This is a genomic window from Clostridioides sp. ES-S-0005-03 (assembly GCF_020658455.1).
Lineage (GTDB): Bacteria > Bacillota > Clostridia > Peptostreptococcales > Peptostreptococcaceae > Clostridioides.
In genome coordinates this window covers 461,846-484,730 of record NZ_JACVWI010000002.1, presented here as the reverse complement: position 1 = coordinate 484,730, position 22,885 = coordinate 461,846, and the positions used below count along the sequence as shown (strand labels likewise).

Genomic DNA, 22,885 nt, shown 5'->3' with positions numbered 1-22,885 from the left:
AAGGAGGAATAAATTTATGATTTTAGTGGGGAATGGGAGGCTAATAAGCCAAGATTCTTTAAATCCCTATATGGAAGATGGATGTGTTGTAATAAATGACAATCTGATTGAAGATATAGGTACTACTGAGGAAATGAAAGCGAAATATCCAGGACATGAATTTATAGATGCAGGCAAGAAGATAATCATGCCTGGTCTAATAAATTCACATATGCATATATACAGTTCATTTGCTAGAGGTATGGCAGTTCCAGGAAAACCATCTGAAAATTTTTTAGAAATATTAAACAATTTATGGTGGAGACTTGATAAACAACTTACACTAGAAGATACAAAATACAGTGCATATGCAACTTATATAGAATGTATAAAAAATGGTGTCACAACAGTTTATGACCATCATGCAAGTCCAAATGCAATTGAAGGTAGTTTATTTACAATATCAGATGTTGCAAAAGATTTGGGAATAAGAACATGCCTTTGTTATGAGGTATCTGATAGAGATGGTGGAGATACAATACAACAAGGTATCAATGAAAATGTAAATTTCATAAAATATGCTCAAAAAGATGATACAGACATGATAAAGGGAATGTTTGGTCTTCATGCTGCATTTACATTGTCTGATGATACATTAAATAAGTGTGCCTCAGAAATGGCTGGTCTTGATACAGGTTATCATGTACATGTTGCTGAAGGATTAGCAGACTTACAATATAATGTAGATAAATATGGAAAAAGAGTTTTAGAAAGATTTAATGATTTTGGTGTTCTAAAAGAAAAGACTATAGCAGTTCATTGTATATATATAAGTACAGATGAAATCAATCTTTTAAATAAAACAAATACATTTGTAGTTCATAATCCAGAATCTAATATGGGAAATGCAGTTGGATGTTCTCCTGCAATAGAATTACTAAAAAGAGGTGTTACAGTAGGTCTAGGAACTGACGGATACACTAGTGATATGTTTGAATCGTTAAAGGTTGCTAATATAATTCATAAACACCACTTAAGTGACCCAAGAGTTGGATTTGGAGAATCACAAACAATGTTATTTGATAACAATAAAAAAATAGCAAAGTCTTATTATAAAAATGACCTAGGCATACTTAAAAAAGGTGCTTATGCGGATGTCATAGTAGTTGATTATACACCACATACTCCATTGACAGAAAACACAATAGGGGGACACATCATATTTGGAATGAGTGGAAGAAGCGTGGATACAACTATTATAAATGGAAAAGTACTTATGAAAGACAGAAAATTGGTAAACATTGATGAAGAAAGTATTCTAGCTAAGAGTAGAGAACTAAGTCAGAACCTATGGAATAGAATCTAAATAATTGATATTGATATACAAGTAAGAGAGAAGAATATAAGTTTTAAAAATAAAACTTAGACAAAAGTAGAATTTAAATGAAGTATATAGATAAAAAATATATGGAATAGAATATTAAACTAAATATAGAAGGGAGACCCAACATGTCTCAAAATGAAAGCCCTAAAATAGCTCCAGTAGATGAAAGGTTACCTGTATCCAAATCCTGGGTATTTTCACTACAGCACGTTTTAGCAATGTGTGCAGGAGCGGTAGCAGTTCCTATGATGATAGGAAGTGCTGCACGACTAGATCATGCTAGTATTGTTTTTTTAATAAATGCTTGCTTGTTTATGGCAGGTATAGGAACACTCATACAAAGTGTTGGTATAGGAAATATTGTAGGCGCTAAAATACCAGTAATTGAAGGAACTAGTTTTGCCGCTGTGGCAGGTATGACAGCAATAGCCTCATCATACAGTGATTCTCAAGTTGCAATACAGACAGTATTTGGCTCTGTAATAGTAGCTGGACTGTTTTGTATATTACTTGCTCCAGTATTTGAAAAACTAATAAGATTCTTCCCTAGTGTAGTTACTGGAACAGTTGTTATGGTAATAGGTATTTCACTATTCCCAGTTGGGATAAAGTGGATAACTGACAACAAATTGGAAGCGGTTGAACCAAACTCATTAGCATTAGCTTTAGCAGTATTGGCTATAACTTTACTTTCATTTAAGTTCTTAAAAGGAATTTGGAATAGTACAGCGATATTGGTAGGTATAGTACTTGGTACATTACTTTCTATGGCAGTTGGAATGGCTGATTTTAGTGCAGTAAGTGGAGTTGGTTGGCTTAACTTAAATGTACCTTTAAAATTTGGAATGCCTAGATTTGAACCATCTGCAATATTATCATTATGCTTAATTATGTTAGTACTTATGACAGAATCAGTTGGTAATATGATAGCTATTCACGAAATGGTAGACAAAGAGGTAACTGGTAAAAATATTAAAAGAGGTCTATTTGGAGATGGAATATCTACAGCTTTATCTGGAATATTCAATTCATTTCCAATAACTCCGTTTGGTCAAAATACAGGAATTGTTGGACTTACAGGTATAAAATCAAGATTTATTGCAGTTTATGCAGGGGTAATATTGCTAGTACTTGGTTTCTTACCAAAGTTTGCAGCAATAATAGGAGCAATACCTAAGCCTGTTCTTGGTGGAGTAGGATTTGCAATGTTTGGAATGGTAATGGTTGGAGGAGTAAAAACTCTAAGTAAAGTAAAATTTGATGGAACTAAAAATGGAGTGATAGTAGCAGTTAGTGTTGGGTTATCTATGATACCACTGACAAATCCTGATTTCTATCATAATTTTCCAACTTGGGTGCAAACGATATTCCACAGTGGAATAACAACAGGAAGTTTATCAGCAGTACTTTTGAATATCTTCTTCAATGAATTAGGTTCAAAAAAGGAAAAAGCTCCTAAGACTGAAGAAGCAAAATAGGAAGAAATAAATGAAAAGCAACATATATAAAAGAGTATCTAAGCTAAATATTAAAAAATATATTTAATTAAGGGAGAGATAATAATATGGCTAATTTAAAAGTTAATTTATATGGAATGGAATTCTTAAATCCAGTTATGACAGCGGCAGGTCCTGGAGCAAAAGATGGTGATCTCTGTCAAGAGGCAGCAAAAGGTGGAGCAGGAGCTATATGTACAAAAACTATATCTGTGTTACCAGCAGATGTACCAAGACCATGTATGGCAAAAACTAACAGTGGTTTCTTAAATACAGAATTATGGTCAGAGCTTCCAAAAGAACAATGGATAGAAGAAGAATACAAAAAAGTAAAAGCAGCAGGTCTTCCAGTAATAGTAAGTATGGGATATTCAGCAGAACAAATAGCTGAGGTTGCACCTTTAGTAAAACCTTACGCAGATGCAGTTGAATTATCAACTCATTATGTAGGCACAGATGTTGCTCCAATAGTAAATGCTTTAAAAGCTGCAAAAACTGTTTTAGATGTACCAGTATTTATGAAAATGAGTCCTCATACTGATATTCAAACTATTGCAAAAGCTGTTGAAGAAGCAGGAGCAGATGGACTTGTAATGATAAACTCATTTGGACCATGTATGGCAATAGATGTAAACACAGGATACCCTATAATGGGAAGTAAAGCAGGATATGGATGGTTATCAGGAGCTCCTATAAGACCATTAGCAATAAGATGTATATATGAAGCTTCTCAAGTTGTAAATATACCAATTATAGGTGTTGGTGGAATAACTTGTGGAAAAGATGTAGCTGAAATGATGATGGCAGGAGCAAGTGCTGTTCAAGTATGTACAGAAGCAATCCTTAAAGGGCCTTCTATATATGGAAAAATTGCTAAAGAATTAAATGATTTCTTAGATGAAAATGGATATGCTGATGTTAATGAAATCAAAGGATTAACTCATAAGAAAATGGCAGCTAGAGGATTTAGAACTCATGCAGTGGCTCCAGTTGTAGATGATAATAAGTGTATCAAATGTAAACAATGTGTAACAAGCTGTGTATATGAAGCTTTAGAAGTGACAGATAAATTAAATATAGATGTGGATAAGTGCTTTGGTTGTGGATTATGTGTAACTAGATGTCCAAAAGGTGCTTTAAGTATTTGCTACAATCAAGTAGAAGCTGTTAATGAATAATAATTATATAGAATTTTAGTAATTAACTTAGAGTAATAAATATATTAAGATAATAAAATATATTAGATAAGCAAGTTTATACATTAACAATACAACGTGAAGTTAATAATTTTATGACGTTGATTTAACTAAACATTAGTTTAATTAAATAATGGTTTAATCTAAATATAAATTTACTGTGTATAAGTTCTCTAATCAAATTACTTTAAGTTAATTTCTTCAGATAAAATAAATTGATACGTTATAAGTAAGGTGGAGTCTATATGGGAATTGTTTTAAAAGGTGGGAAAGTAGTAACAAGTGAAAAAACTTACTGTGCAGATGTAAGAATAGAAAATGAGAAAATAGTTGATATAGGTGTTGATATATCAAAAGAAAATGATGAAGTAGTTGATGTTAGTGATTCTTATATTATACCAGGAGGTATAGATACACACACTCACTTTGATTTAGATACAGGAACTACTAAGACAGCAGATAATTTTGAAACAGGAACAAAAGCTGCAATAGCTGGAGGTACTACTACTATCTTAGATTTTGCTACACAATCTAGAGGTTGTTCTTTAAAAGAAGGATTAGATGAATGGCATGAAAAAGCTAGAGATAAATCTTATTCAGACTATGGTTTTCACATGGCTATAACAGATTGGAATGCTTCAGTTTGTAATGAAATGGAAGACATGGTGAAAGAGGGAGTATCTTCATTTAAATTGTATATGGCATATAAAGGAAGCCTTCAAGTTGATGATGGTGTCATCTTTGAAGCTTTGAGAAAAGCAGAAGAGGTAGGAGGAATTATTGGATTCCATTGTGAAAATGGGGATATAATATGTGAACTTGTGGATAAAGCAAAAGCAGAAAATAATCTATCTCCAAAATATCATCAATTAACTAGACCAGCTATATTAGAAGCAGAAGCAACTTCAAGACTGATGAAGATAGCAGAAGTGGCAAATTCTAAGGTGTACGTTGTTCACCTAAGTTGTAAAGAATCTTTGGAAGAAGTTCTAAAAGCTAAACAAAGAGGAGTAGATGTGATAGTTGAAACTTGTCCTCAATACCTTCTATTAAGTGATGAATTATATGATTTAGAAGGATTTGAAAGTGCTAAATATGTAATGTCACCACCTTTAAGGGATAAAGAAAATAATGAAATTTTATGGAATGCTATTTTAAATAATCAAATAGATACTATAGGTACAGACCACTGTTCTTTTAATTATAGGGGGCAAAAGGAACTTGGAATAAACGATTTCAGTAAAATTCCTAATGGTTCGCCAGGGGTGGAACATAGGATGAGTCTTTTATACACATATGGAGTCTGTAAAAATAAAATATCTATCAACAAGATGGTAGAAGTAACATCGACTAATGCCGCCAAACTATTTGGAATGTATCCTGAAAAAGGAACTATAGAAATAGGTAGTGATGCAGATATATTAGTTTTAAATCCAAATAAAAAATCTAAAATAGAAGCAAAAAAACAATTACAAAATGTAGATTATACGCCTTATGAAGGTTATGAAGTAAATTGTCAAATAGAACATGTTTATTTAAGAGGAAAAGAAGTTGTTAGAGAGGGAGAATTAATTTGTAATACTCCAAGTGGGAGATATATAAAAAGGCGTCTAACAGAGGGGGCTAGAGAATGGTAGAATTTATATTAAATGGAGAGAAAGTTGTTGCAAAAGAAGGCAAAAAACTTTTAGACTTCCTTAGAGAAGATATGAATATAACTTCAGTTAAAAATGGATGTTCAGAAGGTGCTTGCGGAACTTGTATGGTCATAATAGATGGTAAAGCAACTAAAGCATGTGTATTTAAAACTGATAAATTAGCTGGGAAAAATATAACAACTATAGAAGGATTATCAGAAAGAGAAAGAGATGTTTTTGCATATTCTTTTGCCAGCCAAGGAGCTGTTCAATGTGGATTTTGCATCCCAGGTATGGTAATTAGTTCAAAAGCGCTTATAGACGTTAATAATAATCCTACTGAAGATGACATAAAAAAAGCTTTAAAAGGTAATATATGTAGATGCACAGGTTATGTAAAAATAATTAAAGCTGTGAGTTTGGCAGCAAAGATATTTAGAGAAGATATAGATGTGCCAAAAGTAAACTGCAAAGGTCTAGTTGGTGAAAGTCTTCATAGAGTTGATGCAGTAGGCAAAACACTTGGATACTCTGAATATGTAGATGATATAAGATTAGAAGGTATGATTTATGGTTCAGCAGTTAGAGCCAAATATCCAAGAGCATTAGTTAAAAAGATAGATATAGAAGAAGCAAAAGCTTACCCAGGAGTTGTTGCAGTTCTTACAGCTAAAGATATTCCAGGAACTATAAAAGTAGGTCACTTAAAGAAAGATTGGGATACTTTAATTCCAGAAGGTGAAATAACTAGATACTTAGGAGATGGAATAGTTTTAGTAGCAGCAGAAACTAGAGAAGCATTAGAAGAAGCGAAAAAACTAGTTAAGATAGATTATGAAGAATTGACACCTTTAAGTACTACAGCAGAGGCTCTTAAAGAAGATGCTCCAAATATACATGAAACAGGTAATGTACTTGTTAAGGAACATTTAGTAAGAGGAAATGCTGAAGAAAAAATAAGGAACTCAAAATACGTTGTAACTAAAAAATACACTACACCTGCAACAGAACATGCATTTTTAGAACCTGAATGTGCAGTAGCAGGTCCTTATGAAGAAGATGGAGTAATAATTTACTCAACAGACCAAGGTGTGTTTGCTACTCAACATGAATGTGCAGATATGTTAGGATTACCACATGAAAAAGTAAGAGTGATAAATAAGATGGTAGGAGGCGGATTTGGTGGAAAAGAAGATATGAGTGTTCAACACCATGCAGCCTTACTTGCATACCACACAAAGAGATTTGTAAAAGTACAGCTTACTAGAAAAGAAAGTATAATTGTTCATCCAAAAAGACATGCTACAGAAATGGAATTTACAACAGCATGTGATGAAAATGGATATCTAACAGGTATGAAAGCAACTATAATATCTGATACAGGTGCTTATGCATCTCTTGGAGGACCAGTATTGCAAAGATTATGTACTCATGCAGCAGGACCATACAATTATCAGGATATTGATATAACTGGAACAGCAGTATATACTAATAATCCTCCTGGAGGAGCATTTAGAGGTTTTGGAGTTACACAAAGTTGTTTTGCTACAGAATGTAATCTAAATTTACTTGCTGAAATGGCTGGAATATCACCTTGGGAAATAAGATATAAAAATGCAATAAGACCTGGTCAAGTTTTACCAAATGGTCAATTTGCAGATGAAGGAACAGCAATGGCAGAAACATTAGAAGCTGTAAAAGAAGAGTATGAAAAACACCCACGTGCAGGTATAGCTTGTGCAATGAAAAATAGTGGTGTAGGAGTTGGGATACCTGATGTGGGAAGATGTAGACTGGTAATAAAAGATGGTAAAGTTCATATAAGAACAAGTGCCTCTTGTATAGGTCAAGGTCTTGGTACGGTTATGACTCAAGTAGTTTGTGAAACTGCAAATTTACTACCTGAAAACATAGTGCATGAAGTTCCAGATACTCACTTGACACCAGATTCTGGTAATACTACAGCTTCAAGACAGACAGTATTTACAGGGGAGGCTACTAAGGTTGCATCAATTAAATTAAAAGAAGCTTTAGCAACTGGAAAAGCATTATCTGATTTAGAGGGAGAAGAATTTTACGGAGAATATGCAAGTGTTACAGACAAAATGGGTTCTGATAAAGAAAATCCAGTAAGCCATGTAGCTTATGGATACGCAACACAAGTTGTAATGCTAGATGAAAATGGAAAATTAGAAAAAGTAGTAGCAGCACATGACGTAGGAAGAGCTATAAACCCAATCAGTTTAGAGGGGCAAATAGAAGGTGGAGTTGTTATGGGCCTTGGATATGCCTTAACAGAGGATTACCCAGTAGTCAACTCTGTACCTACAGCTAAATTTGGTACATTAGGCTTATTTAAATCTACAGATATACCAGAAATACAAGCCGTAATAGTTGAAAAAAACAAAGATTTATTGGCATATGGTGCAAAAGGAGTAGGAGAGATTTGTACAGTTCCCACTGCACCAGCAGTGCAAAATGCCTATTATGTATTTGATAAAGAGTTTAGAACTGAACTACCACTTCAAAATACGCCATATAGTAAAAAAAAATAACAAAAAAATAAATATTAAATAAAAAAAATCAATTAAATTGTAAATAAAAAAAACCCTTTTGCATAAGGTATATTTTAAATGATAGAATATACATATACAGGAGGGTTTTTCTTTTATAAAATAAGTTTAATAAAATTGAGAGGTGAGCAAAATGAATTTTAATAATAGTCTAGAGTTAACTCAGTCTCAGAAGCTAATCATGACTACACAACTTAAGCAATCATTATCAATATTAAATATGAGTAAGTTGGAGTTAGAAGAAGAGATTAAAAGGGAAGCAGAGAATAACCCATTAGTCGAAGTTGAGAAAAGTGGGGAGATAAATTGGGAAGAATATATAAAAGATATGGAAAAATCAAGACGTTTAGATAGAACAGAAATAAGTTATAACCCTGACAATGAAGTTAATCTAGAAAATTTAGTTAAATATTCGTCAAATTTATATGAGGATTTGAAGTTTCAGATAAGCTTATATAAGCTAACAGATAAACAAATGGAAGTCTGTGAGTATATAATTGATAGCTTAGATGAGGACGGATATTTGAGAACTGAGGAAAAAGTAATTGTTGATACTTTAAAGATAGATGAGGAACTTTTTGAAAAATGCTTGATTAGTGTTCAGCAGTTGGAACCTAGTGGAGTAGGTGCAAGAAGTCTTTCAGAATGTCTGATGATTCAAATGGCAAGCTTAGGAATATATAATGAAATTTTAGAGGAAATCGTTACAAAAGACTTAAATTTAATTGCAAATAATAAATATAAAGAGATAAGCAAGAAGTACAATATGTCACTACAAAAATGTGTTGAACTAATAAATATAATTAAAACATTAGACCCTAAGCCAGGAAGAACCTGTTCAGTAGAAAAAAGTGTATATATACAACCAGATGTAACAGTTGAAAAAATTGATGATGAATTTATTGTGTATTTAAATGAAAAAGACTCCTATCAAATAAAAATAAACAGTTATTATAAAGACATACTAAAAAATTCACAGTCTGACGAAAGTGCAAAAGAATTTATAAAAGAAAGACTAAATTCGGCAACAGGGCTTATGAAAAATATAGAAAGTAGAAAGACTACAGTACTTAAAATTGCAGAAGAAATAGTAAAAGCTCAAGATGAGTTTTTGAGAAAAGGAACAAAATATATAAAGCCCTTAAAAATGAAAGACATAGCAGAAAAATTAGATTTTCATGAATCTACTATAAGTAGAGGTGTAAATGGGAAATATATGCTGACACCTTTTGGAGTATATGAATTTAGGTACTTTTTCAGTAGTGCTATTGAAACTGAAAATCATGAAATGGCATCTAGTACAAGCATAAAAAAAATTATAAAGGAAACAATAAAAGACGAAAATAAAAAGAAACCTTTAAGTGATGACCATATATCTAAGCTATTAAAAGAAAAAGGAATCAATGTTGCAAGAAGAACAGTTGCCAAGTATCGTGAAGAATTAGGAATTTTGTCTTCAAGTAAGAGAAAAGAATATTAGTGAAAAGAGAAAGAAGTATCAGTAAAATGAGGGGAAATGCTAATTAAAATACAAATGAGCATTATACAAATGAATTTAAGTATTGGAAAGAAAAGTATTAGAAATAAAATTAAATATTAGGAAAAATCAGGAATTAGAACGATAACTAGAGTCAAAAAAATACAGAGATAAATAAACTGTTATTGTTAATTTTAAGAGCATAAAAATAAAAACATAAAGTATAAAAACAAAGACATATAGAATCTAGCAGAGTAGAACATACAAGATTGAGCCAAAAATATTAGAATAAAAACCAAAAAATATATGGAAAAAATATTATATAAAAAATAAAAAATACTGTACTTTGAAAATGGTGGAGAAATTGCTATAAAACAAAAAAATAAAAAAGTTTTTGAAAAACTATTGAAATCTATACGCAAATCCTATAAAATAAAATTATCTTGTGGGACTTAAATAAACACTAGGGACAAAAAAAGTCCCTAAAGGAAAGCAATAAGGAGTATGTTATGAAGAACTTATTAGAAATTCAAAAGAAACTAATTCCACAGGCAATTGAACTTATGGAAAGAAGATACTCTATTTTAAGACAAATATCTTTAAGTGAACCAATAGGTAGAAGAACTTTATCAAATGTATTAGAAATTAGTGAAAGAATAATTAGGTCAGAAACAGAGTTTTTAAAAGAACAAGGACTTATAGATGTTGCTGTATCTGGAATGACTATCACTAAAGAAGGTTCTGATTTATTAGATAAACTTAAAGACATCATGAGTGACATCATGGGATTGTCTAAGTTACAAGATAGGGTCAGAGAAAAGCTTGGAATAAAAAAGGTAATACTAGTTCCTGGAAGCTGTGATGAAAATGGAAGCTTATTAAAAGATGTAACTAGATATGGATGCGAGTATTTCTTAGGTATTTTAAAAGATGGAGATATAGTTTCAATAACAGGGGGAAGCACTATGTTAGAGTTTTCAAATGTTATTAAAACTGATAAGAGATATCCAAACTCTACAATAGTGCCAGCTAGAGGAAGTATGGGAACTGATGTAGAGATGCAGTCTAATAGTATAGTTGCTTCAGTAAGTAAGAAATTACACTCTAATTGCAAACTTTTACATATACCAGATGAATTGGACGAGAGTGCAATGAAAACTCTTAGCCAAGTGCCAGAGATTAAGACAACTTTGGAGTATATTAAAAGAACAGACATTTTAGTTTTCAGCATAGGTAGAGCAGATGTCATGGCAAAGAGAAGAAAACTTCCAGAAGATAAAGTTAACGAGATATTATCTAAAAATGCAGTTGGAGAAGCATTTGGATATTATTTCAACAAAGATGGAGAAATAGTTTATAAATTAAATACTGTTGGAATTGATTTAGAGACAGTTAAAGAAGTAAAAGAAACTATTGCAATCTTTGCAGGAACAGAAAAAGTAGAAGCCTTATTAGCCATATCAAATATGCATAAAAACATGGTTCTTGTAACAGATGAAGAAAGTGCTTATAAGATATTGTCATTATTATAAAAGTCGAAAACTAGCACAGAGCTAGACAACATACATTTACTTTATAGGAGGTAGCGAAAATGGTTAAAGTAGCTATAAATGGATTTGGAAGAATAGGAAGATTAGCATTAAGAAAAATGATGGAGCAACAAGATAAGTTTGAAGTTGTTGCAATAAACGACTTAACAGATGCTAAAATGTTAGCTCATTTATTTAAATATGATACAGCTCAAGGAAGATTTAACGGTGAAATAGAAGTTAAAGAAGGTGCTTTTATAGTAAACGGAAAAGAAATAAAAGTAACAGCAGAAAGAAATCCTGCTGACCTACCATGGGCTGAATTAGGAGTAGATATAGTATTAGAATGTACAGGATTCTTTACTTCTAAAGATAAAGCAGAAGCTCATATACAAGCAGGAGCTAAAAAAGTTGTTATATCTGCACCAGCAACTGGAGATTTAAAAACAATAGTATTCAACACAAACAGTGACATATTAGATGGTTCTGAAACAGTTATATCAGGAGCTTCTTGTACAACTAACTGTTTAGCTCCAATGGCTAAAGTATTAAATGATAAATATGGTATAGAAAAAGGATTAATGACTACTATACATGCATATACTAATGACCAAAATACTTTAGATGGTCCTCATCCAAAAGGTGATTTAAGAAGAGCTAGAGCTGCTGCTGGAAACATAGTTCCAAACACTACAGGAGCTGCAAAAGCAATCGGTTTAGTAATACCTGCATTAAAAGGAAAATTAGATGGAGCAGCACAAAGAGTACCAGTTGTAACTGGTTCAATAACTGAATTAGTTTGTACATTAGGAAAAAATGTTACAGTTGAAGAAATAAATGCAGCTATGAAAGAAGCTTCAAACGAATCTTTCGGATACACTGAAGAAATGTTAGTATCTTCTGATATAATCGGAATAAGCTACGGTTCATTATTTGACGCTACTCAAACAAAAGTTATGGAAGTAGATGGAAAACAATTAGTTAAAGTTGTTTCTTGGTATGATAATGAAATGTCTTATACTTCTCAATTAATAAGAACTTTAGGATACTTTGCACAATTAGCAAAATAGTCAGCTTTTAGAAAATAGAAAAGTAGATTGACAAAGTCCGAGTTTGTAGTTTAACACTACGGACTCTGGACTTTTTTTAAGAAAAAATATATAAAATACACCTAAATAATGTTACATACTATATATAAAAATATGATAATATGATATATTTAATAGGGTAAAAGTATGTACTATATTATACTTGGCAATAAAAAATTACTTTATTAAAAGGAGAGATATTTATGTCAATGCTAAACAAAAAAACTATAGAAGATATTGATGTGTGCGGGAAAAAAGTATTAGTGAGATGTGACTTTAATGTACCATTACAAGATGGTGTAATTACTGATGAAAATAGATTAAACGGAGCTTTACCAACAATTCAATATTTAATTTCTAAAGGAGCAAAAGTTATATTATGTTCTCATTTAGGAAAACCAAAGGGAGAAGCTAAACCAGAATTATCTTTAGCACCAGTTGCAAAGAGATTATCTGAAATGTTAGGTAAAGAAGTTGTATTTGCAGCAGATGATAATGTTGTAGGAGAAAATGCAAAAAAAGCTACTGAAAAAATGGAAAACGGAGATGTAGTGTTATTAGAAAATACTAGATATAGAAAAGAAGAAACTAAAAATGAAGAAAACTACTCTAAAGAATTAGCTTCACTTGCTGAAATATTTGTAAATGATGCATTTGGAACTGCTCATAGAGCGCATTGTTCAACAGTTGGAGCAGGAGAATTTTTACAAGAGAGAGTTTGCGGATACTTAATTCAAAAAGAATTAAAATTCTTAGGAGAAGCTGTTGCCAATCCTGTAAGACCATTTACAGCTATACTTGGGGGAGCTAAAGTTTCTGATAAATTAGCTGTTATAAATGAACTATTAGAAAAAGTTGATAATCTAATAATAGGTGGAGGAATGGCTTATACATTCTTAAAAGCTCAAGGTTATGAAGTAGGAACATCTTTACTTGAAATAGATAAAGTAGAATATGCAAAAGAAATGATGGAAAAAGCTAAGGCAAAAGGCGTTAACTTATTATTGCCAGTAGATGTTGTTATGGCAGACCACTTTGCACCAGATGCAACTCCAATAGTAACAGAAGATGCTAATGTAAAAGAAGATTATATGGGACTAGATATGGGACCTAAGACTATAGCAAACTTTGTAAAAGCTATAAAAGAATCAAAAACTGTAGTATGGAACGGACCAATGGGAGTATTTGAATTTGAAAACTTTGCAAATGGAACACTATCAGTAGCCAAAGCTATGGCAGAATTAACTGACGCAACTACTGTAATTGGTGGTGGTGATAGTGCAGCAGCAGTTAATCAATTAGGATTTGGTGATAAGATGACTCACGTATCAACAGGTGGAGGAGCATCACTAGAATTTTTAGAAGGTAAAGAATTACCAGGTATTGCAGCATTAGATAATAAATAAACTACTATATAGAGGAGATTGTAAAATGAGAAAACCTATAATTGCAGGAAACTGGAAAATGCATAAAACAATAAAGGAAGCTTTAGAATTTGTAAATGAAGTTAAAGGAAAAGTTAATGCTGATAAGGCAGAAGCTGTTATATGTGCACCATTTACTTTATTGAAGGATTTAAAAGAAGCTACTAAGGGTACAAATATAAAGATAGGTGCTCAAAACATGCACTTTGAAGAAAAAGGAGCATTTACAGGAGAAGTTTCACCTCTTATGTTAAAAGAAATAGATATGGACTATGTTATAATAGGACATTCAGAAAGAAGACAGTACTTCAATGAAACTGATGAAACTGTAAACAAAAAAGTTTTAAAAGCTTTAGAAGTAGAAATAGACCCAATACTATGTGTTGGTGAAACTTTAGAGCAAAGAGAAGCTGGAAAAACTAAAGATGTTTGTAAAGTTCAAGTTGAAAAAGCTTTAGAAAATGTTCTTAAAGATGATTTAGCAAAAGTAGTTGTTGCATATGAGCCAATTTGGGCTATTGGAACTGGTAAAACTGCAACTGCTGAAGATGCTAATGATGTTATATCTTATATAAGAGAAGTTATAAAAGGATTATATGGAGAATTAGCTAATGAAGTTAGAATACAATATGGTGGAAGTGTTAAACCTTCAAATGTAGCTGAAATAATGGGTCAAAGTGATATAGATGGAGCTTTAGTAGGTGGAGCTAGTTTAGCTGCTAATGACTATTTAGACCTTGTTAATTTCTAAGGAGTGAAATGATGAAAAAACCAGTTGCTTTAATTATTATGGACGGATTTGGATATAATAAGGAAGTTAAGGGAAATGCAATTGCTGAGTCCAAAACTCCTAATTTAGACAGAATAATGAAAGAATATCCAAACACATTAATAAATGCTAGTGGTCTTGATGTTGGTCTACCTGATGGTCAAATGGGAAATTCAGAAGTTGGCCATACTAATATAGGTGCAGGTAGAATTGTATATCAAGATTTAACTAGAATAACAAAATCTATAAAAGATGGTGATTTTTTTAATAATAAAGTTTTATGTGAAGCTATGGACAACGCAAAAGAACATTCTCTTCATGTAATGGGTCTTTTGTCTGATGGTGGAGTACATTCACATATAGACCATCTTAAAGCTATAATCAAAATGGCAAAAGATAAAGGTGTAGAAAAAGTATATGTTCATGCATTTACTGATGGTAGAGATACTGACCCTCAAAGCGCATTGGAATATGCTAAGGAAGTACAAGCTAGTATGAATGAAATTGGAGTAGGTGAATTTGCTACAGTTTCTGGTAGATACTATGCAATGGATAGAGATAAGAGATGGGAAAGAGTAGAGCTTGCATACAATGCCATGGCTAGAGGTATTGGCGAAAAAGCAACTTCTATTGAAGAAGCTATTCAAAACTCTTATGATAATGGAAAAAATGATGAATTTATAATGCCAACAGTTATTGTTAAAGATGATAAAGCAGTTGGAAGTATAAAAGAAAATGATTCAATTATATTCTTCAATTTCAGACCAGATAGAGCAAGACAAATAACAAGAGCTTTAGTAAGTGAAGAGTTTGATGGATTTAAAAGAGAAGAAATTAAAAACTTCTTTGTATGTTTAACAGAGTACGATATAACTATAAAAGAAGTGCACATAGCATTTGGACCACAATCTTTAACTAATACTCTGGGTGAATATCTTGCGAAAAATGGAAAAACTCAATTAAGAGCTGCTGAAACTGAAAAATATGCGCATGTTACTTTCTTCTTCAATGGTGGAGTAGAAGAGCCAAACAAAGGTGAAGAGAGATTATTAATACCTTCTCCAAAGGTTGCAACTTACGACTTACAACCAGAGATGTCTGCATATGAATTAACAGACAAAGCTTTAGAAAAACTAGGAGAAGATAAGTTTGACTTTATAGTTTTAAACTTTGCAAACCCTGACATGGTAGGTCATACAGGAAATATTGAAGCAGCTATAAAGGCTGTTGAGACTGTAGATACTTGTGTAGGAAAATTAGTAGATAAAATAATAGAGCTAGGTGGAAGCGCAATAATAACTGCTGACCACGGAAATGCTGAATACATGTTAGACCCACAAACAGGAAAGACTGTAACAGCCCATTCTATTAATCCAGTACCATTTGTGGTTGTTGGACAAGAATTTGAAGGTGCAAAATTATTAGACGCAGGAAGATTATCTGATATAGCGCCAACTGTTTTAGATATGATGAAGTTAGAAAAACCAGAAGAAATGACTGGTCATTCACTTATTTCAAAATAGTTAAGCTTAATAAGTATTATCTATTAATCTAGTGCCATTTGAAATTTTTGCTAAAGAATTTGAATATGCAAAATTAGGTGCTAGAAATTGAATTAATAAGTTTATAAATTGAATTGATAAGTAGAATAGTAACTTACAATAAAGTAAACTTAAAAGTATTTCAGTCTAAGTGAATTTTATAAAATTTAAATAAAATGATGTAAAAAATAATAATTAATATATATTATAAAATCAAAAATTATTAGAATCATTAGTTGTAAATTTTGTGTTTCATGTTTTAAGTTTATCTGTATATTTATGTATTGAAGATTGATTTTGGCTAATAGATAAGTTAAAAATTATAAAAAATAAAATAAAAATAGAAACTTTTACAAATTTACCCATCAAATAAATTTGTATCTAATTTTCAAAAATAACTTTCTGTACTATAATATAATAAGTAGATTAAAACTAGTAGACGGATGTTTACAGTAAATGAAAATTTAACTAATAGAAAAATCGAAGGGAGATATACAAATGTCAGTTATTGAATTAGTATATGCTAGAGAAGTATTAGACTCAAGAGGAAATCCAACTGTAGAAGTTGAAGTAGTATTAGAAGATGGAGCAATGGGAAGAGCAATAGTTCCATCAGGTGCATCTACAGGAGCTTTTGAAGCTGTTGAATTAAGAGATGGAGACAAAGGAAGATACTTAGGAAAAGGTGTAGAAACAGCTGTTGCTAACGTAAATGAAATAATAGCACCAGAAATCGAAGGAATGGATGCATTTGACCAACCAGCTATAGATGCAATGATGATAGAATTAGATGGAACTCCAAACAAAGGTAAATTAGGAGCTAATGCTATATTAGGTGTTTCAATGGCAGTAGCTAGAGCAGCTGCTGATGAAATAGGTTTACCATTATTCCAATACTTAGGTGGAGTAAATGCTAAGCAATTACCTGTTCCAATGATGAACATATTAAATGGTGGAGAACATGCTGATAATAACGTTGATGTTCAAGAGTTCATGATATTACCAGTAGGAGCTTGTTGCTTTAAAGAAGGTTTAAGAATGGGAGCAGAAGTATTCCATTCATTAAAGAAAGTTTTAGGAGAAAAAGGATTAGCTTGTGGTGTAGGTGACGAAGGTGGATTCGCTCCAAACTTAGGTTCAAACAGAGAAGCTTTAGAATTAATAGTTGAAGCTATAACAAAAGCTGGATATAAGCCAGGAGAAGATGTTATGTTAGGACTTGATGTTGCTGCTACAGAAATGTACAACAAAGAAACTAAAAAATACGTTTTAGCTGGAGAAGGAAAAGAATTAACTGCTGCTGAAATGGTTGCTTTATATGAAGATTGGTCAAACAACTTCCCAATAATAACTATAGAAGATGGTTTAGATGAAGAAGATTGGGATGGATGGAAATTATTAACTGAAAAATTAGGAAACAAATTACAATTAGTTGGAGATGACTTATTTGTTACTAATACAGAAAGATTAGAAAAAGGAATTGAAAATGGAGTAGCTAACTCTATATTAGTTAAAGTTAACCAAATAGGTACAATAACTGAAACTCTAGATGCAATAGAAATGGCTAAGAGAGCAGGGTACACTGCTGTTATATCTCATAGATCAGGAGAAACTGAAGATTCTACTATAGCAGATTTAGCTGTTGCAGTAAATGCTGGACAAATAAAAACTGGTGCTCCATCAAGAACTGATAGAGTTGCTAAATACAACCAATTATTAAGAATAGAAGAAATGGTTGGAGAGCAAGCTAGATACTGTGGATTAAAATCTTTCTATAACTTAAAAAAATAGTTTTTAAGGATTAAAAAGATAGTATAAAAGATTTTAAGTTTATCTTATAAGAGATAAATGGGATAAGTGTTAATTGATTTTTCAAAGCACTTATCCCTTTTTATATGTAAGCCATTTTTATTAGGAAAATAAATAAAAGCTTTGAAATAATTGCTATAATTAAAAACTATAGATATATTTTGATGGCTTTTGATATCAGTTTTGTTTGTGATTTATAACATAATAGTCTTGAAATGACTATATTATTGTGATACACTAAAGAGTAATGAAATTTAAGTAATAGAAAGATAGGAGGGGCAAGAATGGGCAACATTTTAATGGGTGTGCAAGTAGTACTAGGGATTTTACTAGTAATTAGCATAATGCCTCAAGATTCTAAGAATGCTTTACCTTCAGAGTTTGGTGGAGAAGGAAGTCAAGCTTACTTTAAACCAAAAGGAAAACAAGCATTTCTTGCTAGAGTTACAAAAATAACAGCAGTATTATTTTTTATAAATGCATTGGCACTACTTATAGTTAAGAAGTAGTGGTATTGTTGAATAACTGGCCATTATTTAATTAGTGCATTTTGGTTACATTTAAAAATTAAATTTAGTTTTTAATAAAAGTACGTCAACATAAAAAAGTACGTAAAATAAAAGCTGGACTAATGATTTTATATTATTGGTCCAGTTTTTATTTTATGAATTGAGTCAGATATTTATAAAATAAATTTTTGATATATCTATTTTTTGTTATATAGTTTTTAATATCTAGCTTTTGATATCTAGTTTTGATATATCTAATTTTTAATCATTCTAGTATGCACAATCAACTTGATAATTTGCAAAATAGATACCATACTAAGCATCATTATTAAAAAAAAGTAGGAACTGTTAGTATATTGTGTATTTGTTAATATAAACTTTAATAAAAGAGTGTTGATTATTATTGTTAAAAGACCCATTAATTTACCAAATAAATTATAGTTCTTTTTTAAAATAGTGTTTTGAATTAGCAGTATAATTGCAATTATAGTAAAAACGATAAGAATAGCTATTAGAGCTATTTTAAGTGATTCAATAGGATAATCTCTTTCAAAGTTTCTGTTAGTGTATGTTACCCACCTATGCATTCCCATTCTTGTATTTGCATATTTTTCAAAAATCTTACATCCTATTAGAAAAGCAATTTGAAATAGTATTGTAATACTATAGAGTGTTTTCTTCATTAGTATTTCTCCTTATTATATTAAATTATAGACAAACTAAAAATATTATATTGATTTATATTATAATGTTTACTACTAAAATATTATAATATAAATCAATATAATTTAATAGTAAGATATAAATAGAATGCTGTATAGAAATTTTGTATAAAAAGTAAGATGAAGTATAGATATTTTGTATAGCCAATATTATGTATAAGCTGTAGAATTATTGAATAGAAAAAAGCTATATGATATACTTTTTAGATGAAAACTAGATAAGATGGAGGGAAAAACGTGAAAAAAAGGTTATTAAGTTTAATATTATGTATAGCTATGATTGCGACTTTATTAGTTGGGTGTTCAAACAACAATTCAAATGAAGCAAGTAATAAAGATGCTAATGCGGAAAAGGTTACAGCTGACCCAGTTGATACAACAAAAGTATTTGTATCACCTAAGTGGGTAAAAAGTGTTATTGATGGAAATCAACCAGAGTCTAAAAATTATGTTATTGCAGAAGGCTCATGGGGAGCAACTGAACAAAATGAAGGCTACTTGAAACAGCATATACCAGGAGCTATTCATATTGATACAGACTCTTTAGAATATGATAATGATGAAGGAGTAAAAGACTTTGATAACTACAATATCAAACCAGCAGATGTAGTTGAAAAAGTATTACTTAGCAATGGTATTACATCAGATACAACTGTTATACTATATGGTTCTGATTCAGGAGTAGATAGAATAGCATTCATTTGTCTTTGGGCTGGTGTTAAAAATGTTAAAGTTATGGATGGGAGTATTGAAGCATGGAAAAATGCAAAATATGATGTAGAAAAAGGAGCAGTAGAGCCAAAATCTCAAAAAGAGTTTGGTGTAAAAGTTCCAGCTCATCCAGAATATGTAATGGATATAAAAGATGTAGAAAATAAATTAAAAAATGACCCTAACTTTAGACTAGTAAGTATAAGAAGCTTAGAAGAGTTCTCTGGAAAAACAAGTGGTTACAATTATATTAATAAAGCTGGAGAGCCAAAGGGTGCTGTATGGGGGCGTGCAGGTACTGATGCAAGCAGTATGCAAGATTATATGAATGAAGATGGAAGCTATGTAGATTTTGATAAAGTATTAGGTTATTTTAGAGATATTGATGTGACAAAAGATACAAATACAGCATTTTATTGTGGAACTGGATGGAGAGCAACTATTCCTTGGTTAATGTGCTATGAAAATGGATGGAAAAACATCACTTTATTTGATGGTGGATGGTGGCAATGGCAAACACAACCTAATCTGCCAGTACAAGTAGGAAATCCTAAAGAGGGGGATGTTAAGTATACAACTGTAGGTGAATTATCAACTGATAAAGCTAAAAAATAATATAAAAAAAGAGGATATGCCAATATAATTTTTATAAGTAATAAGCTATATGCTATTTTTAAAAAAAGCTTGAAATTTTATGAGTTTCAGTAAAGAATGCAAGTTTCAATAGAGAATATAAATTTCAATATAAAAGGTGAACTATATTTATTATAGTCCACCTTTTTTATATTTTTTTGAGTTATGAGTAGTACTTATTTTCTGTATATATTTATTACAATATCAATACATATTTACTATGCTATCAATATGTGTTTCTTACAATACAAGTATATATTTCTTATTATACCAAATTATACTATAGGATATTACTAAATAAGATTATTCTGTTTTAAGATAAATATTATTATAAATACTGTGATTATGGAAAATGCAGAGGTAAATACTACAATTTGTCCAGCAAGTTCACTATCAGAATTCATCTGTTGGGCCATTGTAAATGAAGAAATAGCAGTTGGAGCAGATAACATTATCATAAGTGAAGCTAATTCTACATTTCTAAATCCAAGAAAAATGCTAATTGGTAAAAATATAGCAGGTATAAGAATAAGTTTTCCGCACACCCCCAGTATAATTGGTCTTATATGTCCTTTTATAGCAGAAAAGCTGAAAGACCCACCTAGAATTATAAGTGATAGGGGAGTAGCAATTTTGGAAATATCACCAATGGTTTTATGTAAAAATTCAGGGATTTTAATATTTAAAATAAGCATTATCAATCCTATTACAGAAGCTATTATGAGAGGATTTGTTAAAACACCTTTAATCATGTGCTTTATATTTATTTTACCACCTCTAAAAATCTCAAGTATTATGACTGATAATACATTGAACATAGGAACAATAACTGCAATTAATAAAGATGTAACCCCAATATTTTTATCACCAAATAGTGAGATTGTTACAGGTATACCAAATATAACAAAATTACTGCGAAAGATACCTTGTATTAATGCACCTCTTGTTTTATTATCTTTTTCAATTTTAGGTATAATAAAAACTAAGAGTAAAAAGATTGAAAAAATACTTATAATAGCTACAGCCATAAGCTTGAGGTTAAGAGAACCATTTAAATCCGTATTGTATATATTAAAAAATAATAGTAATGGCAGGAAAGATTTGAAACAAACATTATTCATTTTATTTAAAGTATGTTCATCAAATAAACTTAATTTTTTCAGAGCATACCCAAGTGACATTGTGAGAAACAAAGGAAGAACGACATTTATAGATAGAATTAAATTTTCCAAAGTTTATTCTCCATAACTTGACAATTCGATTAAATTTCCATCAGGGTCTCTTAAGTAAATAGACTTCATTTTACCAAAGGCTCCTGTGCGTTCTACAATTCCTTGCTCAATTTTAATCCCATTTTGTTCTAAGTTTGTTTTTATCATGTCAATATTAGTATTTATCTCAAAACACAAATCAGCACTACCTGTTTGTACGTTTTTGCTGTGAGGTGAAAGTTCATGACCTTTTAAATGGACATTTATTTTGAAATCTCCAGAGTAAAGTTCATATCTTTCATTTGCCATCTTTAATGTAAAACCAAGCTTTTTATAAAAATTTATGCAGTTTTCTATATTATTAGTAGTAATGACCACATGGTCTATTTTTTTTATCATAATAACTCCTCGAAATTTTATATAGATTTATTAAATGTGTTGATATCTTCTTTTAATAAGGCATAAAATAATAATTAGTTAAATATAAGAAATAACCTGAAATTAATTGATTTAATAGTTAAATAAAATATAAAAAATAATTCGAATCCATTGAATCAACAATTAATTAAAATAGAAAAATAATTTAATAGCAATTAAGCTAATCATTAATTAAGTGTAACAAATTAATGATTAGCTATAGTAAATCTAATTAATTAGAATAACTCCCTTTAAGTGTAAATCTATCTAAAATATGCCCATCCATGGCTTCAAAAAACTCATTCATATAAAATCCCTTTTCAAGATTAAGAGTAGTATCAAGGGCAAACACATGTATTTCATAAACATGTGGTCTATCTGGAGGAGCCATACCACCATAAACACTAGCTTCTAATCTACCAATATCACCTAATTTACTATGCCAACTAGTAGTCCCTTGAATAAAATCAGTAGCTGTTATGCTTTCATTTTCCTTTAATTCATCTTTTGTTATATTTGCAGCTAGCCAATGTATCCATGCAAATCCACATACAGGAACTGAATCTTTGTCCTCTAAAAATACAGCAAAGGACACTGTATGCTCTGGAGCATCTTCAAATTTTAGAGGTAATGAATATGTAGGCATACCACCTTTATTAAATTGATTTCCTCTTTTTCCATATTTATCTTCTATAACACCGTTTACTATACCTGTACTAGTTACTTTCATAATAATTTGCCTCCTAAATATATAATAAATTAATAAAAATTTTCTGTAAG

Annotated in this window: 18 protein-coding genes; 14 read left to right on the top strand and 4 right to left on the bottom strand. The window is 30.8% G+C overall.

The window, feature by feature from the left end:
* Window positions 1-16: 16 nt before the first annotated feature.
* The 13 genes from ssnA (at window position 17) to secG (ending at window position 18,411) form a co-directional block, all read left to right on the top strand.
* Window positions 17-1,345, top strand: a complete 1,329-nt coding sequence (gene ssnA / locus IC218_RS11270; RefSeq protein ID WP_227824442.1) for a putative aminohydrolase SsnA — start codon at window positions 17-19, stop codon at window positions 1,343-1,345.
* Window positions 1,346-1,488: 143 nt separating this feature from the next.
* Entirely contained in the window at window positions 1,489-2,841 is a 1,353-nt protein-coding gene (locus IC218_RS11265) for a nucleobase:cation symporter-2 family protein (RefSeq protein WP_227824441.1), read from the top strand.
* A gap of 86 nt (window positions 2,842-2,927) precedes the next feature.
* Window positions 2,928-4,037: a 4Fe-4S binding protein gene (locus IC218_RS11260; protein WP_227824440.1), complete on the top strand. Its 1,110-nt coding sequence runs from the start codon at window positions 2,928-2,930 to the stop codon at window positions 4,035-4,037.
* 263 nt (window positions 4,038-4,300) lie between these two features.
* On the top strand, window positions 4,301-5,692 hold the full coding sequence (gene hydA, locus IC218_RS11255) for a dihydropyrimidinase (RefSeq protein WP_227481906.1): 1,392 nt from the start codon (window positions 4,301-4,303) through the stop codon (window positions 5,690-5,692).
* A complete protein-coding gene (gene xdh, locus IC218_RS11250) occupies window positions 5,686-8,247 on the top strand; it encodes a selenium-dependent xanthine dehydrogenase (RefSeq protein ID WP_227433770.1) in 2,562 nt (853 codons plus the stop codon). Before hydA ends, xdh begins: the two co-directional genes overlap by 7 nt.
* Before the next feature lie 151 nt (window positions 8,248-8,398).
* Window positions 8,399-9,745: an RNA polymerase factor sigma-54 gene (gene rpoN, locus IC218_RS11245; RefSeq protein WP_227433771.1), complete on the top strand. Its 1,347-nt coding sequence runs from the start codon at window positions 8,399-8,401 to the stop codon at window positions 9,743-9,745.
* Window positions 9,746-10,251: 506 nt separating this feature from the next.
* Window positions 10,252-11,274, top strand: coding sequence for a sugar-binding transcriptional regulator (locus IC218_RS11240; protein ID WP_227433772.1), 1,023 nt, complete (start codon window positions 10,252-10,254; stop codon window positions 11,272-11,274).
* 59 nt (window positions 11,275-11,333) lie between these two features.
* Window positions 11,334-12,341, top strand: a complete 1,008-nt coding sequence (gap, locus tag IC218_RS11235) for a type I glyceraldehyde-3-phosphate dehydrogenase (protein WP_227433773.1) — start codon at window positions 11,334-11,336, stop codon at window positions 12,339-12,341.
* A 221-nt stretch (window positions 12,342-12,562) separates the two neighbouring features.
* Window positions 12,563-13,765, top strand: a complete 1,203-nt coding sequence (locus IC218_RS11230) for a phosphoglycerate kinase (protein WP_227481909.1) — start codon at window positions 12,563-12,565, stop codon at window positions 13,763-13,765.
* Window positions 13,766-13,790: 25 nt separating this feature from the next.
* Window positions 13,791-14,534, top strand: a complete 744-nt coding sequence (gene tpiA, locus IC218_RS11225) for a triose-phosphate isomerase (RefSeq protein WP_227433775.1) — start codon at window positions 13,791-13,793, stop codon at window positions 14,532-14,534.
* Between the two features lie 11 nt (window positions 14,535-14,545).
* Complete coding sequence (gpmI, locus tag IC218_RS11220) at window positions 14,546-16,075, top strand: 2,3-bisphosphoglycerate-independent phosphoglycerate mutase (RefSeq protein ID WP_413926637.1); 1,530 nt, start codon at window positions 14,546-14,548, stop codon at window positions 16,073-16,075.
* 516 nt (window positions 16,076-16,591) lie between these two features.
* The gene (eno, locus tag IC218_RS11215; RefSeq protein WP_227433777.1) at window positions 16,592-17,884 is read left to right on the top strand and encodes a phosphopyruvate hydratase; all 1,293 of its coding nucleotides are present in this window, start codon (window positions 16,592-16,594) and stop codon (window positions 17,882-17,884) included.
* A 302-nt stretch (window positions 17,885-18,186) separates the two neighbouring features.
* Complete coding sequence (gene secG, locus IC218_RS11210) at window positions 18,187-18,411, top strand: preprotein translocase subunit SecG (RefSeq protein WP_227433778.1); 225 nt, start codon at window positions 18,187-18,189, stop codon at window positions 18,409-18,411.
* A gap of 254 nt (window positions 18,412-18,665) precedes the next feature.
* Here secG and IC218_RS11205 read toward each other — a convergent pair whose 3' ends face one another.
* Window positions 18,666-19,094, bottom strand: a complete 429-nt coding sequence (locus IC218_RS11205; protein ID WP_227824439.1) for a hypothetical protein — start codon at window positions 19,092-19,094, stop codon at window positions 18,666-18,668.
* 276 nt (window positions 19,095-19,370) lie between these two features.
* Here IC218_RS11205 and IC218_RS11200 point away from each other — a divergent pair, with 276 nt between their 5' ends.
* Complete coding sequence (locus IC218_RS11200; protein ID WP_227481910.1) at window positions 19,371-20,459, top strand: sulfurtransferase; 1,089 nt, start codon at window positions 19,371-19,373, stop codon at window positions 20,457-20,459.
* Window positions 20,460-20,770: 311 nt separating this feature from the next.
* Here the strand turns inward: IC218_RS11200 and IC218_RS11195 are convergent, their stop codons facing one another.
* From IC218_RS11195 to IC218_RS11185, 3 genes are all read right to left on the bottom strand, one after another.
* Window positions 20,771-21,658 (bottom strand): AEC family transporter, encoded by an 888-nt coding sequence (locus tag IC218_RS11195; protein WP_413926957.1) that lies wholly within the window; start codon window positions 21,656-21,658, stop codon window positions 20,771-20,773.
* A gap of 54 nt (window positions 21,659-21,712) precedes the next feature.
* Window positions 21,713-22,087, bottom strand: a complete 375-nt coding sequence (locus IC218_RS11190) for a VOC family protein (protein WP_227481912.1) — start codon at window positions 22,085-22,087, stop codon at window positions 21,713-21,715.
* Between the two features lie 250 nt (window positions 22,088-22,337).
* Complete coding sequence (locus IC218_RS11185) at window positions 22,338-22,835, bottom strand: YbhB/YbcL family Raf kinase inhibitor-like protein (RefSeq protein ID WP_227481913.1); 498 nt, start codon at window positions 22,833-22,835, stop codon at window positions 22,338-22,340.
* Window positions 22,836-22,885 lie beyond the last annotated feature (50 nt).

What these genes read in the sequence shown, in the direction of transcription:
- ssnA (WP_227824442.1), top strand. Translation starts at nt 17, where the DNA reads ATGATTTTAGTGGGGAATGGGAGGCTAATAAGCCAAGATTCTTTAAAT.
- IC218_RS11265 (WP_227824441.1), top strand. Translation starts at nt 1,489, where the DNA reads ATGTCTCAAAATGAAAGCCCTAAAATAGCTCCAGTAGATGAAAGGTTA.
- IC218_RS11260 (WP_227824440.1), top strand. Translation starts at nt 2,928, where the DNA reads ATGGCTAATTTAAAAGTTAATTTATATGGAATGGAATTCTTAAATCCA.
- hydA (WP_227481906.1), top strand. Translation starts at nt 4,301, where the DNA reads ATGGGAATTGTTTTAAAAGGTGGGAAAGTAGTAACAAGTGAAAAAACT.
- xdh (WP_227433770.1), top strand. Translation starts at nt 5,686, where the DNA reads ATGGTAGAATTTATATTAAATGGAGAGAAAGTTGTTGCAAAAGAAGGC.
- rpoN (WP_227433771.1), top strand. Translation starts at nt 8,399, where the DNA reads ATGAATTTTAATAATAGTCTAGAGTTAACTCAGTCTCAGAAGCTAATC.
- IC218_RS11240 (WP_227433772.1), top strand. Translation starts at nt 10,252, where the DNA reads ATGAAGAACTTATTAGAAATTCAAAAGAAACTAATTCCACAGGCAATT.
- gap (WP_227433773.1), top strand. Translation starts at nt 11,334, where the DNA reads ATGGTTAAAGTAGCTATAAATGGATTTGGAAGAATAGGAAGATTAGCA.
- IC218_RS11230 (WP_227481909.1), top strand. Translation starts at nt 12,563, where the DNA reads ATGTCAATGCTAAACAAAAAAACTATAGAAGATATTGATGTGTGCGGG.
- tpiA (WP_227433775.1), top strand. Translation starts at nt 13,791, where the DNA reads ATGAGAAAACCTATAATTGCAGGAAACTGGAAAATGCATAAAACAATA.
- gpmI (WP_413926637.1), top strand. Translation starts at nt 14,546, where the DNA reads ATGAAAAAACCAGTTGCTTTAATTATTATGGACGGATTTGGATATAAT.
- eno (WP_227433777.1), top strand. Translation starts at nt 16,592, where the DNA reads ATGTCAGTTATTGAATTAGTATATGCTAGAGAAGTATTAGACTCAAGA.
- secG (WP_227433778.1), top strand. Translation starts at nt 18,187, where the DNA reads ATGGGCAACATTTTAATGGGTGTGCAAGTAGTACTAGGGATTTTACTA.
- IC218_RS11205 (WP_227824439.1), bottom strand. Translation starts at nt 19,094, where the DNA reads ATGAAGAAAACACTCTATAGTATTACAATACTATTTCAAATTGCTTTT.
- IC218_RS11195 (WP_413926957.1), bottom strand. Translation starts at nt 21,658, where the DNA reads ATGTCACTTGGGTATGCTCTGAAAAAATTAAGTTTATTTGATGAACAT.
- IC218_RS11190 (WP_227481912.1), bottom strand. Translation starts at nt 22,087, where the DNA reads ATGATAAAAAAAATAGACCATGTGGTCATTACTACTAATAATATAGAA.
- IC218_RS11185 (WP_227481913.1), bottom strand. Translation starts at nt 22,835, where the DNA reads ATGAAAGTAACTAGTACAGGTATAGTAAACGGTGTTATAGAAGATAAA.